The sequence below is a fragment of the Pseudomonas sp. TE6288 genome, from assembly GCF_054062095.1.
Map to the genome: position 1 here is coordinate 70,059 of NZ_JBSSEW010000006.1, position 16,178 is coordinate 86,236.

Sequence of the window (16,178 nt, forward strand, 5' to 3'; positions counted from 1 at the left end):
CCGTTGATTTCGAGGTTCCGCATGACGCTCAGTCCTTTGGCAGGCAAGCCGGCTCCGGCCAGCGTGCTGGTCGATATCCCCCGCCTGTTGACCGCTTACTACACCGGCCGTCCCGACGCCGCGGTGGCGGCCCAGCGCGTGGCCTTCGGCACCTCGGGCCACCGCGGCACTTCGTTCGAACTGAGCTTCAACGAATACCATGTGCTGGCGATCACCCAGGCCATCTGCCTGTATCGCCAGGCGCAAGGCATCGACGGCCCGTTGTTCATCGGTGCCGATACCCACGCGTTGTCCGCCCCGGCCGCCGCCAGCGCCCTGGAGGTGCTGGCCGCCAACGGCGTGCAGGTGATGTTGAGCAAGGACGACGAGTACACGCCGACCCCGGCAGTGTCCCATGCCATCCTTTGTTATAACCGTGGCCGCCAGCAGGGCCTGGCCGACGGCATCGTCATCACCCCGTCGCACAATCCGCCGCAGAGCGGCGGCTTCAAGTACAACCCGCCCAACGGCGGCCCGGCCGACAGCGATGTGACCAAGTGGATCGAGGCCAAGGCCAACGAGCTGCTGGCGGCGAACCTGGCCGGCGTCAAGCGCATGGACTACCAGCAGGCGCTGGTGGCGCCGACCACCCAGCGCCACGACTACGTGAGCAGCTATGTCGCCGACCTGGAAAACGTCATCGACTTCGACGTGATCCGCAGCGCCAACCTGCGCCTGGGCGTCGATCCATTGGGCGGTGCCGGCGTGCGCTACTGGTCGGCCATCGCCGAGCATTACCAGCTGAACCTGGAAGTGGTGAACACCGAGGTCGATCCGACCTTCCGCTTCATGACCGTCGACTGGGACGGGCAGATCCGCATGGACCCGTCCTCGCCTTACGCCATGCAAGGCCTGATCGGCCTGCGCGAGCGGTTCGACGTGGCCTTCGCCTGTGACCCGGACCACGACCGCCACGGCATCGTCACCGCCGATGGCCTGCTGCAGCCGAACAACTACCTGGCCGTGGCAATCGACTACCTGTACCGCAACCGCCCGCAATGGCGCAGCGATGCCGCCGTGGGCAAGACCGTGGTCTCCAGCGGCCTGATCGACCGCGTCACCGCTGGCCTGGGCCGTGAGCTTTACGAAGTGCCGGTGGGCTTCAAGTTCTTCGCCCAGGGCCTGTTCGACGGCTCGCTGGGCTTTGGTGGCGAAGAGAGCGCGGGCGCCTCGTTCCTGCGCAAGGACGGCTCTGTCTGGGCCACCGACAAGGACGGCCTGATTCCGGCGCTGCTGGCGGCCGAGATGACCGCCCGCACCGGGCGCAACCCGAGCCAGATCTACGCCGACCTGACCGCCAGGCTGGGCAAGCCGTACGCCACCCGTGTCGAGGCCAAGGCCGACGCTCGGCAGAAGGCGTTGCTGAGCAAACTGGCGCCGGAGCAGGTCAAGTCCACCGAGCTTGCCGGCGAGCCGATCCAGCAGATCCTCAGCCATGCGCCGGGTAACAACCAGGCCATTGGCGGCCTGAAGGTGATGACCGAGAACGGCTGGTTCGCCGCGCGGCCGTCCGGTACCGAGGATATCTACAAGATCTACGCCGAAAGCTTCATCGACGAGGCGCACCTCAAGCGCCTGGTGGCCGAAGCCCAAGTGCTGGTGGACGCGGCGATCGCCTGATCGACGCTGATACGCATCGCGGGGCAAGCCTGCTCCCACTGTCTGCTTCGTTCAGGCGTGGTAGCGGGCTTGCCCCGAGAGTCGTTTGGTTGTTCCACTGATGGAACGATCCATGCCATTTCAGCTATCTACCGCAGTATTGGCCTCATCTGTAAGGTGTAACCCATCAACAGGAGGCTTCTCATGAAAAAGATCCAGGGTATCCACCGCAGCCCCAACGCCCACTGGGTGGGCGACGGTTTCCCGGTGCGCAGCCTGTTCACCTACGACCACCTGGCGCGGCATATCAGCCCGTTCCTGCTGCTCGATTATGCCGGGCCGCATGACTTCGCCCCGACCACTGCACGGCGTGGTGTCGGCCAGCACCCGCACCGCGGTTTCGAGACCGTCACCATCGTCTACCAGGGCGAGCTGGAGCACCGCGACTCCACTGGCGCGGGCGGTCTGATCGGGCCGGGCGACGTGCAATGGATGACCGCCGCGGGCGGCATCATCCACGAGGAGTTCCATTCCCCGGCATTCGCCCAGCGCGGCGGCACGCTGGAGATGGTGCAGCTGTGGGTCAACCTGCCAGCCAGGGACAAGCGCGCCGCAGCGGGCTACCAGACGCTGTTGGCCAACGACATTCCCGTGGTGACACTGGAAGGCGAGGCGGGCAGCCTGCGGGTGATCGCCGGGCGTTACCTTGACCAGCAGGGGCCGGCGCGCACCTTTACCGAGATGGACGTCTGGGACCTGCGCTTGAAGGCGGGTGCCACGCTGCAACTGCCGGTGGCCGCCGGGCGCAATGCCGCGCTGGTGGTGCTGCGCGGCACGCTGCGGGTCAACGATGAGCGCGAAGCCGGTGCGGCCAGCCTGGTATTGCTGGAGCGCGACGGTGACGGCGTGCGCCTCGAGGCACTGGCGGACGTCAGCGTACTGCTGCTCAGCGGCGAGCCGATCGATGAGCCCATCGTCGGGTATGGCCCGTTCGTGATGAACAGTCAGGCCGAGATCGCCGAATCGTTCGATGATTTCCAGGCCGGGCGGTTTGGGCAGATGGGAGGTACCGAGCGCGGCGTCCGACAATGACAAGGCGTTGACTCCAATCGCCGGCAAGCCGGCTCCCACAGGATCTATGCTGTCCCTGTGGGAGCCGGCTTGCCGGCGATTGCTTTTTCAGACGATCACAGCTGATCCGGCACCACCGCGATCACATCGATCTCCATCAGCCACTCGGCCTGCGCCAACCCCGCCACCACCAACCCGGTGGAAATCGGGAACACGCCCTTGAGCCACTTGCCCACTTCCTTGTACACCGGCTCGCGGAAGCGTGGGTCGGTGATGTAGGTGGTGGTCTTGACGATATGCGACAGGTCCGAGCCTGCCTCTTCAAGCAACTGCTTGACGTTCTTCATCGCCTGTTCGGTCTGCGCCTGCGGGTCGCCCAGGCCGACCAGGCGGCCTTCGAAATCGGTGCCGACCTGCCCGCGCACGTAGATGGTGTTGCCGGCGCGCACCGCCTGGCACAGGTCGTTGTCCAGGGTCTGGTTGGGGTAGGTGGCCTTGGTGTTGAACATGCGGATGCGAGTGTGAGTAGGCATCAGTGGGCTCCGAAGGTGCTGACGTTGCTGATCGAGGGTTGCTGCTCATCCGCCGTGCGCTGCTCGCGGTCGCGGTAAGCCAGGTAGGTACGCTGGGTGGCGATGTGACCGGCGACGTGCTTGGCGTCGTGCCACACGCCCCAGATGAACGACGAGCCACGGCGCGACAGCCAGGGCAGGCCGAGGAAGTACACGCCTGGTTCTTTCGACACGCCACGCTGGTGCTGCGGCTTGCCATTGGCGTCGAAGGCGTCCACCTGCAGCCAGCTGAAGTCCACGCCGTAGCCGGTCGCCCAGATGATGGTGTTGACGTTGGCCTGGGCCAGGTCCAGCTCGCGCAGCGGGTTGCTGACGCAGGCCGGGTCGGGCAGGCGCTTGCGTGCTTCAGGCTCCGGCGGCAGGTCCAGGCCGTTGCGTTCGACATAGGCGTCGGCGGCGTCCAGCAGGGCCAGGTAGTTCTCGTCGCCACGGTTGATGTTCTCGGCCAGATTGTCCTGGAAGCGCGCCACGCCGCCCTCGAACGACTGGGTCAGGCCGACCAGGGTCATGCCCTGGTGGGCGAGGGCGCGGAAGTCCACGGTGTGGCCGCCACGGGCGCCGGACACGGCGATGGTCACATGCTCGCGGCCGGGCTTGGCGATCTCGGCATCCCATTCGCCGAGCACGCCCAGCCACCAGCAGAAATCACGGTTGCGGTAGCTGCGCGGCGGGCGGTCGTGGGCGCCCACCGACAGGTACACCTGGCGCCCGGCGCGCATCAGCTCCTCGGCGATCTGCACACCGGAGGAGCCGGCGCCCACCACCAGCACCGCGCCTTCAGGCAGTTGCCCGGGGTTGTAGTAGGCGGCGGAGTGGATCTGGTGCAGGCCTTCGTCCTTTGGCGCGATGGCCGGGATCACCGGGCGCTGGAACGGGCCGGTGGCGGCCACCACGCGGTTGGCGTGGATCACGCCCTGGTTGGTTTCGATGGTGAAGCCCGGGCGGTCGGCGTTGCGCACCACCTGCCTGACCTCGACGCCGGTGCGCACCGGCAGGTTGTATTTGCGCACGTACTGCTCGAAGTAGTCGGCGACCTGGTCCTTGCCGGCGAAGGCGTCGGCGTCGAGGTCGAATTCAAGGCCCGGGAAGCGGTCGTGCCAGGCCGGCCCGTTGGCCACCAGCGAATCCCAGCGCCCGGTGCGCCAGGCCTCGGCGATGCGCTTGCGCTCCAGCACCAGGTGCGGCACGCCAAGCTTGCTCAGGTGTTCGCTCATGGCCACGCCGGCTTGGCCGGCGCCGACTACGAGGGTGTCGATTTCGATGTTGTTCAGTGTCATGTCCCAGCCCTTCTTCAGCGGCGTTCTTGTTCAGGTCGGTGGGGACCGCCTTTGCCTGGGGCCAGACTAGGGATGGGGGGGCAATCGCGAAAATAGTATTTAGCTGGGGCTTGCCGATAAATTGGCGAAGGGTGGATGGGCACCGCTGCGCGCCGCATCGCCATAGTTTTTTCCTGCCCTGTGCCGAGGAAAATGTTGGTTTCGCCGCTGCCTTGGCCCGCCGAGAATGCCGGTAACTCAACACAGGAGCTGCACCATGACCTTCTCCATCATCGGCCGCTGCCAGGAAACCGGCCAGGTCGGCATCGCCATCAGTTCTTCGAGCATCGCCGTCGGCGCCCGTTGCCCGTGGGTGCGCGCCGGGGTCGGTGCCGTGGCCACGCAGAACATCACCTTGCCGGCCCTCGGCCCGCAGATCCTTGATGCCCTGGAACAAGGCCAGCTGCCGCCTGCCGCGGCGCTGGACCGGGTGCTGAGTGCCAATGGCTGGAGCGAATACCGCCAGGTCACGGTGATCGACAGCCAGGGGCAGGTGGCGCTGTTCACCGGCAAGGAGGCGCTGGGCACGCACAATGCGGTAGCCGGTGAGCAATGCGCGGCGGCCGGCAACCTGCTGTCGTCGCAGACGGTGATCGCCGCCATGGTCGCGGCGTTCGAGCAGGCTGGTGGCCATCTGGCTGATCGTCTGCTGGCGGCCATGCACGCGGCAATGGCGGCCGGGGGCGAGGCGGGGCCGGTGCACTCGGCGGCCTTGAAAATCGCCGGCGAGCTGACCTGGCCGCTGGTTGACCTGCGGGTGGACTGGACCGAGCAGGACCCGATCGCCGAACTGGACTCCCTGTGGCAAGCCTATCGCCCGCAGATGCAGGACTATGTGACCCGCGCGCTGAACCCGACCGCCGCGCCCAGCTACGGAGTGCCCGGCGATGAGTGAAGCGAGCAGTCGCGTGCTGCTGGAGCGGCTGGTCGGCTTCGCCACCGTGAGCCGTGATTCCAACCTGGAGCTGATCGCCTTCATTCGCGATTATCTAGCCGGGTTTGGCGTTCACAGCGAGCTGTTCCACAACGATGAAGGCACCAAGGCCAACCTGTTCGCCACGATAGGCCCGCTTGACCGGGGCGGCGTGGTGCTGTCCGGGCACACCGATGTGGTGCCGGTCGACGGCCAGGCCTGGAGCGTCGAACCGTTTCGCCTGAGCGAGCGCGACGGGCGCCTGTATGGCCGTGGCACGGCCGACATGAAGGGCTTCATCGCCTCGGTGCTGGCGGCGGTGCCGGCGTTTCTTGCCCAACCCCTGAAGATGCCGGTGCACCTGGCGTTCTCCTATGACGAGGAAGTCGGCTGCCTGGGCGTGCGTTCGATGTTGGCGGCCGTGGCGCAGCGCCCGCACAAGCCGCGGCTGTGCCTGATTGGCGAGCCCACCGAGCTCAAGCCGGTGCTCGGCCACAAGGGTAAGCTGGCCATGCGCTGCGAGGTGCACGGTGCCGCCTGCCATTCGGCCTATGCCCCCTATGGGGTCAACGCTATCGAGTACGCGGCGCGGTTGATCGGCAAACTGGGCGAGATCGGTGATGAGCTGGCGCATCCCGAGCATCACGACGGGCGTTTCGACCCGCCGTTCTCCACAGTGCAGACCGGGGTGATCAAGGGTGGACGGGCGTTGAACATCGTTCCCGAGGAATGCGAATTCGACTTCGAAGTACGCGCCTTGCCAGGCTTTGAAGCCCAGGCGGTGGCCGACCGCCTGCAAACCTACGCCGAGGCCGAGCTGCTGCCGCGCATGCGTGCGGTGAATGCGGCCAGTGCGATTCGCTTGCGGCCATTGAGCGCCTACCCGGGGCTGGCCACGCCTGCCGCCAGCGAGGCCGCGCAACTGGTGGCGTTGCTCAGTGGCTCGGATGACTTCGGCACGGTGGCGTTCGGCACCGAGGGCGGGTTGTTCGACCAGGCGGGGATTCCCACCGTGGTTTGCGGGCCGGGGAGCATGGAGCAGGGGCACAAGCCCGATGAGTTCGTCAGCGTCGAGCAGTTGCGTGGCTGCGATGCGATGCTGCGGCGCTTGGTCGAGTACCTGACGCAGGCATGATCGATGGCGATGCAAACCCGCCCCGGCAGGGGCGGGGACCCGGTTGACTTAAGCCGGCACCATCGCAAAGCCCACGCCGAAGCGGTTCCAGGCATTGATGGTGGCGATGGCCAAGGTCAGGTTGGCGATTTCCTTGGCGCTGAAGTGCTCGAGCAACGCCTGGTACTCGTCTTGCGGCGCGCCGCGCTCTGGGAGGCGGGTCAGGCTCTCGACCCAGGCCAGGGCGGCACGTTCGCGGGGAGTGAAGTAGCGGGTCTCGCGCCAGACGCTCAGGGTCTGCAGGCGCGCCTCGGTTTCACCGGCCTTGCGCGCATCGTTGGCGTGCATGTTGACGCAGTAGGCGCAGCCATTGACCTGCGAGGCGCGCAGGCGGATCAGCTCCAGCAGCGAGTGTTCCAGGCCGGAGGCGACCAGCGCCTGTTCGAGGCCGATCATGGCCTTGTAGGCTTCCGGCGAGTGCTTGGCCCATTCGATACGGTCATGCATGGTGAGGCTCCAAAGGTGTTCAGGTGGCAAGTGGCACTACCTTAGCGCCGCGTCGCGCCGTGCCGAATAGCCAATCCCGCGCTTTGCCAGGAGGCCAATCGCGCATTTGGATGGCCACTGACAGGCATCCAATCTCTTCATTTCTGTCGGCGCGTCGCAGCCGGGATAATGGCCGGGTCAATACCGGAGAACCGTTTCATGTCCGCAGATCGCTACATGCGCGAGGCCCTCGAGCTGGCCCGCGCCAATATCCAGGCCGGCGGCCGCCCGTTCGGCGCCGTGCTGGTCTACCAGGGGCAGGTGATCGCCCGCGCCGTCAACGAGATCCACAGCACCCAGGACCCGACCAGCCACGCCGAGATGCAGGCCATCCGCCAGGCCGCCCAGGTGCTCGGCCGGCCGCGCCTGGAGGGCGCCGAGATCTATGCCAGCGGCCACCCGTGCCCGATGTGCCTGGCAGCCATGCACCTGTGTGGCATCGAGCGTGCCTGGTTCGCTTACGACAACGACGAGGGCGAGCCCTATGGGTTGTCCACCGCCGCGGTGTATGCGCAGATGGCCCGCCCGCCGCAGCAGCAGAGCCTGCCCCTGCGCCCGATGAAACCCGTGGGTGAGGGCGGCCTGTACCGTGAATGGCAGCAGGCCAGCCAAGGATGAGGGGCGCGCTGAACCTGTTGCTGGTGGTGCTGCTGGCCCTGAACCTGCGGCCGATCCTCACCAGCATCGGCCCTTTGCTCGAACCCATGCGCCAGGGCACCGGCCTGGGTTACCAGCAGGCGGCGTTGCTGACTGCGTTGCCGGTGCTGTGCATGGGCCTGATCCCGTTGTTGCAACCCTGGCTGCGGCGCTGGCTGAGCGAGCATGGCGGCATGCTCGCAGGGCTTGCGGCCATTGCCCTGGCCTGCCTGTGGCGCCTGCAGCTGGACAGCGCCTGGGCGTTGATCGCCAGCGCCGTGGTCGCCGGCTTGGGCGTTGCCGTGGTGCAGGGCATGATGCCGGGGCTGGTCAACCGCTGGTTCCCCAGCCGCCTGGCGGCGAGCATGGGGCTGTATTCGGCGGCGTTGATGAGCGGCGGTGGTTTGGCCGCGGTGCTCGGCCCTGCGATTGCCGCACACTTTGGCCATTGGCAATTCGGCCTGGGCCTCTGGGCGCTGCCGGCGCTGCTGGCAATGGCCGCCTGGGTGCTGCTGCGTCCGCGCCAGCTCACGCCAAGCCTGGCCGCCGGCAGTGGCGGGCACTGGTTCGGCAACCGCAGGGCCTGGCTGCTGGCGTTGTACTTCGGGCTGATCAATGGCGGCTATACCAGCATGGTGGCGTGGCTGCCGGCCTATCACCTGGAACACGGCGGCACGGTCCAGGGGGGCGGCGAGCTGGTCGGCCTGATGACCCTCTTCCAGGTCTGCGGAGCCCTGGGTCTGCCATTGCTGCTGCGGCGCCTGGTCGATCGCCGGCCCGGCCTGTGGTTGGCCTTGCTGATCCAGCTCGGTGGCTTCCTCGGCCTGCTGCTGGCGCCGGCCAGCGCCATGGGCCTGTGGGTGGCGATGATCGGCCTGGGCCTGGGAGCCTGCTTCAGCCTCAGCCTGACGCTGACCCTGGAGCACCTGCGCAGCCCCGGCGAGGCCGGCAGCCTCGCGGCGTTCGTCCAGGGCGTGGGCTTCATCGTCACCGGCATCGTGCCGTACATCACCGGCTGGCTGCGCGATGTCAGCGGCGACTTCCAGGCCTCCTGGACCCTGCTGGCCTGCACCGTGCTGGCGATGTTGCTGGTGACCGCGTGCTTCGCGCCGAAGGGCTACGCCAGGGCGATTGCGCGTGGCCGGCAGCCCGCTGAAGCGCTGGTCAACTGAGGCGCTGCAGGGTGTCGGCGACGCGGTCTAGCGCCGGGTCGATATCCAGCAGCTCGATGGCGCCGAAGCCCAGCAGCAGCCCCGGCCGCACCGGGGCTTCGCTGAAGAACGGGGCCAGGGAGTAGAGGCCCACCTCCACCTTGCGCGCCAGGCTGATCAGCAACTCGACATCCACTCCAGGCTTGGCCAGTGCGCTCAGGTGAAAACCGGCGCTGGTCGGCACCGCGTCGAACCACGGCGCCAGGTCGCCGCCAAGCCGCGCCAGGATCCGCTCGCGGCGGGCGCTGTACACCTCGTGGCAACGGCGGATGTGCTTGTTCAGGTGGCCTTCGCCAAGGAACCGCGCCAGCGCCCATTGCTGCAGGGTCGGGCTGTGCCAGTCGCTCAGGTGCTTGGCCACGCAGGCGGCCTGTAGCACGGCGGGCGGCAGCACCGCATAGCCCAGGCGCAGCTCGGACAGCAGGGTCTTGGAGAACGTCCCGACATACGCCACCAGGCCATGCCGGTCCATGCGTTGCAGGGCCTCGGCGGCAGGCCCCTGGTAGCGGAACTCGCAGTCGTAGTCATCCTCGATGATCAGCGCGCCAAGCGCGGCAGCTCGCGCCAGCAGCGCCTCGCGCCGTGGCACGGCCATGGGCATGCCCAGCGGGAACTGGTGCGAGGGGGTCACGTAGATCAGCCGGGTGCCATCCTCGATCTGCTCCACGCACAATCCCTGGTCGTCCACCGGCACTGACTGCAGGCGTGCGCCCAAGGCCTGGAACAACTGCCGGGCCGGTGGGTAGCCCGGGTCTTCCATGGCCACCTTGCAGCCGGGCTCGACCAGTACCCGGGCAATCAGGTCCAGGGCCTGCTGGGCGCCGTTGCACACCAGCACATCACTGGGCGCGCACTGGATGCCGCGGGTGAAGGCAATGTGATGGGTGATGGCCTCGCGCAGTTCGGGCAGGCCCTGGGCGGAAAACTGCCGCTCGGGGTGCCGCTGGCTGCGGCGCAGGGCGTAGTTCATGCAACTGCGCCACTGATCGTAGGGGAACTGCGACTTGCTCGAGGCGCCGCCGATGAAGTCATAGCGCGAAGGCGCGTCCAGCGCCCGCTGGGCCAGTACCGTGGCGCGCTGGCGCCAGCCTTCGAGGGTGTCGGCGGCGGCCAGCGGAATGTGCTCGTTGTCGCTCTGGCGCAAGGTGCGGCGTGGGGTAATGAAGGTGCCGCGGCCAACCACGCCGCTGAGCAGGTTGTCGTAGGTCAGGCGTGAATAGGCTTCGGCCACGGTCTTGCGCGAGACCCCCAGCTGTTCGGCCAGCAGGCGGGTGGGCGGCAGTTGCGTGCCGGCGGCGAGGTGGCCGCTGTCGATGCCGGCGCGCAGTTGCCGGTAGAGCTGCTCGGCAAGGCCTTTGCGGCCCTCGAGGCGGATGTGCAGTTCCATCGTGGGAAGGGTCCGAAGCGCAGGGATGTAGAAGCTTCGGGGTTTATTGCGGTGGCTGCAAGTAGGGCCGCTTTGCGGCCCATCGCCGGCAAGCCGGCTCCCACACCGACCGCGCCGACTTCGAGCCCGGTGCCTTCCTTGTGGGAGCTGGCTTGCCAGCGATGAGGCGCATACAGGCGATCAAAGTCGGGCGGTGCTGATGGTGATGTAGCCTTTTTCGGGCAGCGCGATGCGGATCACCGTTTGGTCGTTGCAGGCCTTGCGTTTCTGCCTGATGCATACGCCATCCACCGTGGCCTCGCGCATGCGGGCGGGGATGGCGCGGCCCTTGGCGTCGAAAAAGGCCTCGCTGGCGAGCAGCTCGACGCGCTCGATCAGTTGGCGGGTGTGCTCGTCGGTGGCGCAGAAGAAGCGCACGCCCGACAGGTTCGGGTTGTCGTCGGGGTTGCTGACTTCATGGGCCAGCAACTGGCGCAGGGTATGGCGCAGTTCGCGGGTGGGGCGGTCGTGTGTGGGCATGGCATGGCCTCGTCTGGATGGGGTTGGCCGCGTCGGGGCGACCGTAACGTCTCCAGGTCGGATGATGTTTTGCCAAGGGTGTGGCAACAATCAAGAAGCGTCCTTGCTTTTGGTAGGAGGGTTCCGAAAATATAGGCAGGAGGTTGAACATCGCCTTGATCCGCGTCAGCTCCAGCGCCTGTTGCCGAGTCCGTTCATGCCCCGTCAGAAGGCTTGGGATCGAGCGCCGCCTCGACGATCTCGACCCAGTGCCGCACCGGTGTTCGCCCAGCGCTTCCAAGGTGCACCTGGCAACCGATGTTGGCAGTGGCAATGACCTGTGGGCTGCCGCTCTCCAGGGCATGCAGGCGATCATCGCGCAATTGCCGCGCCAGCGTCGGCTGGGTCAGCGAATAGGTGCCGGCCGAGCCGCAGCACAGGTGGCCATCGGGCACCGGGGTGAGGTGAAAGCCCAGGCGCGTCAGCAGGCTTTCCACCGCGCCGCCGAGCTTGAGCGCGTGCTGCAAGGTACACGGGCAGTGAAAGGCCAGGCGTTGCTCGGCGCACACCCCCAGTTGCTCCAGTGGCTCGGCCTGCAGCACCTGCACCAGGTCACGGGACAGCGCGCTGACCTTGGCGGCCTTGTCGGCATAGCGTGGGTCGCCTTCGAGCAAGTGACCATAGTCGCGCACGAATGCGCCGCAGCCGCTGGCGGTCTGCACGATGGCCTCGGCGCCGGCCTCGATGGCCGGCCACCAGGCGTCGATGTTGCGTCGGGCACGCTCCAGGCCGCGTGCCTGGGCATCCAGGTGATAGTCCACGGCGCCGCAGCAACCGGCCTCGGCTATCGGTTCGACACTGATGCCGAGGCGGTCGAGCAGGCGTGCGGTGGCGGCGTTGGTATTGGGTGAGAGCGCCTGCTGCACGCAACCTTCAAGCAGCAAGACGCGGCGAGCGTGCCCTGCTGACGGGCGCTGGCCGGCGGCGGCGATCCGCTGCGGCAGCTTGGCCTTGAGGTTGGCCGCAAGCAGGGGGCGCAGGGCAAGGCCGCTGTGCAGCAGGGCCCTGAACAGCGCCGGCCTCGGCACTACCGCACGCAAGCCACTGCGCAGCAGGCGCTGGGCCAACGGCCGCGGCACCTGGCGGTCGACCATGGCGCGGCCGATGTCGAGCAGGTTGTGGTACTGCACCCCGGAGGGGCAGCTGGTCTCGCAATTACGACAGCTCAGGCAACGGTCCAGGTGCATCTGGGTACTGGTGCTGACCGGTTCGCCTTCGAGCACCTGCTTGATCAGGTAGATGCGCCCACGTGGGCCGTCCAGCTCGTCGCCGAGCAACTGGTAGGTGGGGCAGGTGGCGGTGCAGAAGCCGCAGTGCACGCAAGAGCGCAGGATGCGCTCGGCTTCGTCGGCGCGGGCCAGGTGGCGGGCGGAGTCACTCAGTCGGGTTTGCATGCCGTGGCCTCACAAGTGTGCATACAGGCGGCCAGGGTTGAAGATGCCCTGGGGGTCGAGTTGGCGCTTCAGCGCCTGGTGGTAGCGCAGCGTCATCGGGTCCAGAGGCGCGCTGCTGTCGTCGCCGGGCGCGTAGGCGGTGGCATGGCCGCCGACCTCGGCCAGCAGGGCACGCAGGGTGGCCGCCGGCGCCTCGGACTTGAGCCAGCGCTGGGCGCCGCCCCAGTCGATCAGCTGCTGCCCGGGCAGATCTAGCACGCCGCAGGTGATGGGCAGGGACAGCCGCCACAACGTGGCCGGCGCGGTGAAGAACGCCAGGCGTTGCTCGCGCAGGTCACCCCAGTACTGCGGGTCGAGTATCTCGCCGCCCAGGCGCTCGCGTGCCGAGCGCACCGAGCCTTCGCCGCCCTCCAGGCGCAGGTGCAGCGCCTCGCCGTCGTGGCTGGCGGCGCTGATCGGCAATGGCTGCTGGCCCCATTCGGCCAACCTGGCCAGCGCCTGGCGGGCATCCATTTCCAGGCGCAGGCCCAGGCACTGGCGCGGCCTGGGCAGCACCTTCAACGAAACCTCGGTAAGCAGCCCCAGGCAACCGAAGCTGCCCGCCATCAGCCGCGATACGTCGTAGCCGGCGACATTCTTCATCACCTCGCCGCCAAAGCGCAGGTGCTTGCCGTGGCCGGTGATCAGCCGGGTGCCCAGCACATAGTCGCGCACCGCGCCTGCCCAGGGCCGGCGCGGCCCCGAAAGCCCGGCGGCGACCATGCCGCCCAGCGTCGCCTCGAGCCCCAGGTGCGGCGGCTCGCAAGGCAGCATCTGCCCGGCCTCGCGGAGCGTCGCCTCGATCTCGCGCAGCGGCGTGCCGGCGCGGGCGGTGAGCACCAGTTCGGTAGGGTCATAGCTGACGATACCGCTGTGCCCACGGGTATCGACCAGCTCGCCGGTCACCGGGCGGCCAAGCATGGCCTTGCTGTTGCCGCCCTGGATGCGCAGCGCGGTACCCTGGCGCAACGCCTGGTTGACCTGCTCCAGCCACTGCTGGCTGAGATCCGTGCCCATCAGAAGCGCTCCAGGTCGGGGAAGGGCAACTGCCCATGGTGCACATGCAGCGCGCCGAACTCGGCGCAGCGCTGCAGGGTGGGGATGTTCTTGCCCGGGTTGAGCAGGCCCCGTGGGTCGAAGGCGGCCTTGACCGCATGGAACAGGGTGATCTCGTCGCTGTTGAACTGGGCGCACATCTGGTTGATCTTCTCCCGGCCCACGCCGTGCTCGCCGGTGATGCTGCCGCCCACCGCCACACACAGCTCGAGGATCCGGCCACCGAGGGCTTCGGCGCGTTCCAGCTCGCCGGGCAGGTTGGCGTCGAACAGGATCAGCGGGTGCATGTTGCCGTCGCCGGCATGGAACACGTTGGCGACCCGCAGGCCGTATGTCTCGGACAGTTGGCTGATGCCAGCGAGCACTCGCGGCAGCTCGCGCCGCGGGATGGTGCCGTCCATGCAGTAGTAGTCCGGCGAAATGCGCCCCACTGCCGGGAAGGCGTTCTTGCGCCCGGCCCAGAAGCGCTCGCGCTCGGCTTCGTCGCAGGCCAGGCGCACCTCGCGGGCACCGGCCTGGCGCAGCACGGCATCGACGCGGGCGCAGTCGTCGTGCACATCGGCCTCGACCCCGTCCAGCTCGCACAGCAGGATCGCCGCCGCGTCCACCGGGTAGCCGGCGTGGATGAAGGCCTCGGCGGCGCGGATCGCCAGGTTGTCCATCATCTCAAGGCCTGCCGGGATGATCCCGGCGGCGATGATATCGGCCACCGCGCGCCCGGCGTCCTCGACGCTGGCGAAGCTGGCCAGCAGCACCCGCGCTACCTGTGGCCTGGGCAGCAGCTTGACGGTGACCTCGGTGACGATGCCGAGCATGCCTTCGGAGCCGGTGAACAGCGCCAGCAGGTCGAAGCCGGGGCTGTCCAGGGCGTCGCTGCCGAGGGTCAGGCGCTCGCCCTCGACGGTGAGGATCTCCACCTTGAGCAGGTTGTGCACGGTCAGCCCGTACTTCAGGCAGTGCACGCCGCCGGCATTCTCGGCGACATTGCCGCCGATCGAGCAGGCGATCTGCGAGGAAGGGTCCGGCGCGTAGTACAAACCGTGGGGCGCCGCCGTCTGGGAAATCGCCAGGTTGCGCACGCCGGGCTGGACCCTGGCGAAGCGGCCCTGCGGGTTGACTTCGAGGATGCGGTTGAAGCGCGCCATCACCAGCAGGATGCCCTGGCTCAGCGGCAACGCGCCGCCCGACAGGCCGGTGCCGGCGCCCCGTGCTACCACCGGCACGCCGCGCTGGTGGCAGAGCCGCAGCAGCGCCTGCACCTGCTCCAGCCGCTCGGGCAGTGCCACCAGCAGGGGCAGCGCGCGATAGGCCGAGAGGCCGTCGCACTCATAGGGCTTGAGGTCTTCGCTGCGGTGCAGGATGTCCAGGTCGGGCAGGGCCTCGCGCAGGGCGGCCAGCAGCGCCGGCTTGTCCACGCTTGGCAATGGGCCGTCGACACGTTCGTCGTAGAGGATGTTCATCGGCGCTCCTGCGCAGTGGCCTATTGCGCCAGTTGCCTGATCATTGCCACCGTCAGGTACAGGCGCGGCGCTACGCTGGCGATCTCCATGTACTCGTCGTCGCCATGCAGGCCGGCGCCGACCACCCCCAGGGTTTCCAGCACGGCCGGCTTGTCGCTGTCGGGCACGTAGGCGTAGCCGGCGTCGGTACCAAAGCGCATGGCGATCGGCTGCAGTTGCCGGTCGATCTTGCTGTAAAGCTGCCGCGCAGTTTGTGCAAGCTGCGTGGAGGCGTCGTTTTTTGCCAGCGGCGGCCGGCCTTTCTCCATGACCAGCTCGACCTGGGTATCGGCGACCAACTGCTTCTTGATGATCCGCAGGGCATCCTCCTGCACCCGCTCGGTTTCGCTCAGGTCGGAATAACGCATGTCGGCCTCGGCGCTGGCCTGGGCAGGGATGATGTTGGCCTTCTCTCCGGCCTTGGCCAGGGTCCAGTTGACGGTGGTGCCCTTGTCCTTGTCGCCGAGGGCATTCAATTGCAGCAACTGGTGCGCCAGCTCGATCAGCGCGTTGCGCCCGGCCTCGGGCGCGGAGCCGGCGTGGGAGGCACGGCCGTTCACCGTAAGTTTCAGGCGGTTGATGCCGTTGGTGGCGACGGTCACCGCGTCCTTGTCCGGTGGCTCGTAGGAAAAGACGAAGTCGTGCTGGCGCGCCAGCTCGGCGATTAGCTGCCTGGAGCCGGCCGAGCCCATTTCCTCGTCCGGGTTGAACAGCACGGTGAGGGTGCGATAGCCCTTGTACTGCTGGTCCTGCAGCAGCTTCAGCGCATGCAGGATCATCGCCACGCCGCCCTTGGCATCGGCCACGCCAGGGCCATAGGCGCGTTCGCCTTCGATACGGAACGGGCGCTTGGCCACGGTACCGGGGCCGAACACCGTGTCGTAGTGGACCATCAGCAGGAAGTCCTTGTTGCCGGTGCCCTTGAATGTGCCGACGATGTTGTCGCCCACCGACGGCGTGGCCGGCTGGGTGGTGACCTTGGCGCCCAGGGCCTCAAGGCGTTTCACCAGCTCGGCGCCGACCTGTTTCAGGCCCGCCTCGGTACCGGTGCCGGTGTCCACCGAAACCAGGGACTTGAGGGTTTCCAGGTAATGAGGCTGTTCGGCCTGGGCCTGGCTGTACAGCTCCTGGGGCGTGGGCTCGGCGGCCTGGGCGGTGGCGCAGGCGAGGGCAAGGGCCAAAGTGCAAAGTCGCAGATGCATGGGCAGGGTCTCGTTGTCATGAACCC

Annotated in this window: 15 protein-coding genes; 6 read left to right on the forward strand and 9 right to left on the reverse strand. The window is 67.7% G+C overall.

What is annotated here, in order from left to right; all coding sequences use genetic code 11:
• Positions 1-21 precede the first annotated feature (21 nt).
• A complete protein-coding gene (pgm, locus tag ACVWY1_RS07775) occupies positions 22-1,659 on the forward strand; it encodes a phosphoglucomutase (alpha-D-glucose-1,6-bisphosphate-dependent) (RefSeq protein WP_102684949.1) in 1,638 nt (545 codons plus the stop codon).
• Between the two features lie 183 nt (positions 1,660-1,842).
• Complete coding sequence (locus ACVWY1_RS07780; RefSeq protein WP_102684948.1) at positions 1,843-2,730, forward strand: pirin family protein; 888 nt, start codon at positions 1,843-1,845, stop codon at positions 2,728-2,730.
• A 95-nt stretch (positions 2,731-2,825) separates the two neighbouring features.
• Here ACVWY1_RS07780 and ACVWY1_RS07785 read toward each other — a convergent pair whose 3' ends face one another.
• Together ACVWY1_RS07785 and ACVWY1_RS07790 are read right to left on the reverse strand one after the other, a co-directional pair.
• The gene (locus ACVWY1_RS07785) at positions 2,826-3,242 is read right to left on the reverse strand and encodes a RidA family protein (RefSeq protein WP_277503700.1); all 417 of its coding nucleotides are present in this window, start codon (positions 3,240-3,242) and stop codon (positions 2,826-2,828) included.
• On the reverse strand, positions 3,242-4,558 hold the full coding sequence (locus tag ACVWY1_RS07790; protein ID WP_457378076.1) for a flavin-containing monooxygenase: 1,317 nt from the start codon (positions 4,556-4,558) through the stop codon (positions 3,242-3,244). Before ACVWY1_RS07790 ends, ACVWY1_RS07785 begins: the two co-directional genes overlap by 1 nt.
• A gap of 256 nt (positions 4,559-4,814) precedes the next feature.
• Here ACVWY1_RS07790 and ACVWY1_RS07795 point away from each other — a divergent pair, with 256 nt between their 5' ends.
• On the forward strand, positions 4,815-5,492 hold the full coding sequence (locus ACVWY1_RS07795) for a DUF1028 domain-containing protein (RefSeq protein WP_139670804.1): 678 nt from the start codon (positions 4,815-4,817) through the stop codon (positions 5,490-5,492).
• Positions 5,485-6,645, forward strand: a complete 1,161-nt coding sequence (gene argE, locus ACVWY1_RS07800; RefSeq protein WP_102684945.1) for an acetylornithine deacetylase — start codon at positions 5,485-5,487, stop codon at positions 6,643-6,645. The genes ACVWY1_RS07795 and argE overlap by 8 nt, the downstream gene beginning before the upstream one ends.
• A 48-nt stretch (positions 6,646-6,693) precedes the next feature.
• On the opposite strand, the gene ACVWY1_RS07805 is transcribed toward argE, so the two are convergent.
• Entirely contained in the window at positions 6,694-7,131 is a 438-nt protein-coding gene (locus tag ACVWY1_RS07805) for a carboxymuconolactone decarboxylase family protein (protein ID WP_038705936.1), read from the reverse strand.
• A 198-nt stretch (positions 7,132-7,329) separates the two neighbouring features.
• Between ACVWY1_RS07805 and ACVWY1_RS07810 the strand changes: the two genes are divergently transcribed.
• On the forward strand, positions 7,330-7,788 hold the full coding sequence (locus ACVWY1_RS07810; RefSeq protein WP_102684944.1) for a nucleoside deaminase: 459 nt from the start codon (positions 7,330-7,332) through the stop codon (positions 7,786-7,788).
• Positions 7,785-8,978, forward strand: coding sequence for a cyanate transporter (locus ACVWY1_RS07815; protein WP_457378077.1), 1,194 nt, complete (start codon positions 7,785-7,787; stop codon positions 8,976-8,978). The genes ACVWY1_RS07810 and ACVWY1_RS07815 overlap by 4 nt, the downstream gene beginning before the upstream one ends.
• Here ACVWY1_RS07815 and pdxR read toward each other — a convergent pair.
• The 6 genes from pdxR to ACVWY1_RS07845 all read right to left on the reverse strand — a co-directional run bounded on the left by pdxR (position 8,971) and on the right by ACVWY1_RS07845 (position 16,152).
• The gene (gene pdxR / locus ACVWY1_RS07820) at positions 8,971-10,404 is read right to left on the reverse strand and encodes a MocR-like pyridoxine biosynthesis transcription factor PdxR (protein ID WP_258700898.1); all 1,434 of its coding nucleotides are present in this window, start codon (positions 10,402-10,404) and stop codon (positions 8,971-8,973) included. The two genes, ACVWY1_RS07815 and pdxR, sit on opposite strands and share 8 nt — an antisense overlap.
• Positions 10,405-10,584: 180 nt before the next feature.
• Positions 10,585-10,923 (reverse strand): hypothetical protein, encoded by a 339-nt coding sequence (locus ACVWY1_RS07825; protein WP_457378078.1) that lies wholly within the window; start codon positions 10,921-10,923, stop codon positions 10,585-10,587.
• Between the two features lie 194 nt (positions 10,924-11,117).
• Positions 11,118-12,356 (reverse strand): glycolate oxidase subunit GlcF, encoded by a 1,239-nt coding sequence (gene glcF / locus ACVWY1_RS07830; protein WP_457378079.1) that lies wholly within the window; start codon positions 12,354-12,356, stop codon positions 11,118-11,120.
• Positions 12,357-12,365: 9 nt separating this feature from the next.
• On the reverse strand, positions 12,366-13,412 hold the full coding sequence (gene glcE, locus ACVWY1_RS07835) for a glycolate oxidase subunit GlcE (protein WP_457378080.1): 1,047 nt from the start codon (positions 13,410-13,412) through the stop codon (positions 12,366-12,368).
• Positions 13,412-14,911, reverse strand: a complete 1,500-nt coding sequence (gene glcD / locus ACVWY1_RS07840; protein WP_457378081.1) for a glycolate oxidase subunit GlcD — start codon at positions 14,909-14,911, stop codon at positions 13,412-13,414. Before glcD ends, glcE begins: the two co-directional genes overlap by 1 nt.
• Positions 14,912-14,931: 20 nt before the next feature.
• Positions 14,932-16,152: a M20/M25/M40 family metallo-hydrolase gene (locus ACVWY1_RS07845; RefSeq protein WP_457378082.1), complete on the reverse strand. Its 1,221-nt coding sequence runs from the start codon at positions 16,150-16,152 to the stop codon at positions 14,932-14,934.
• Positions 16,153-16,178 lie beyond the last annotated feature (26 nt).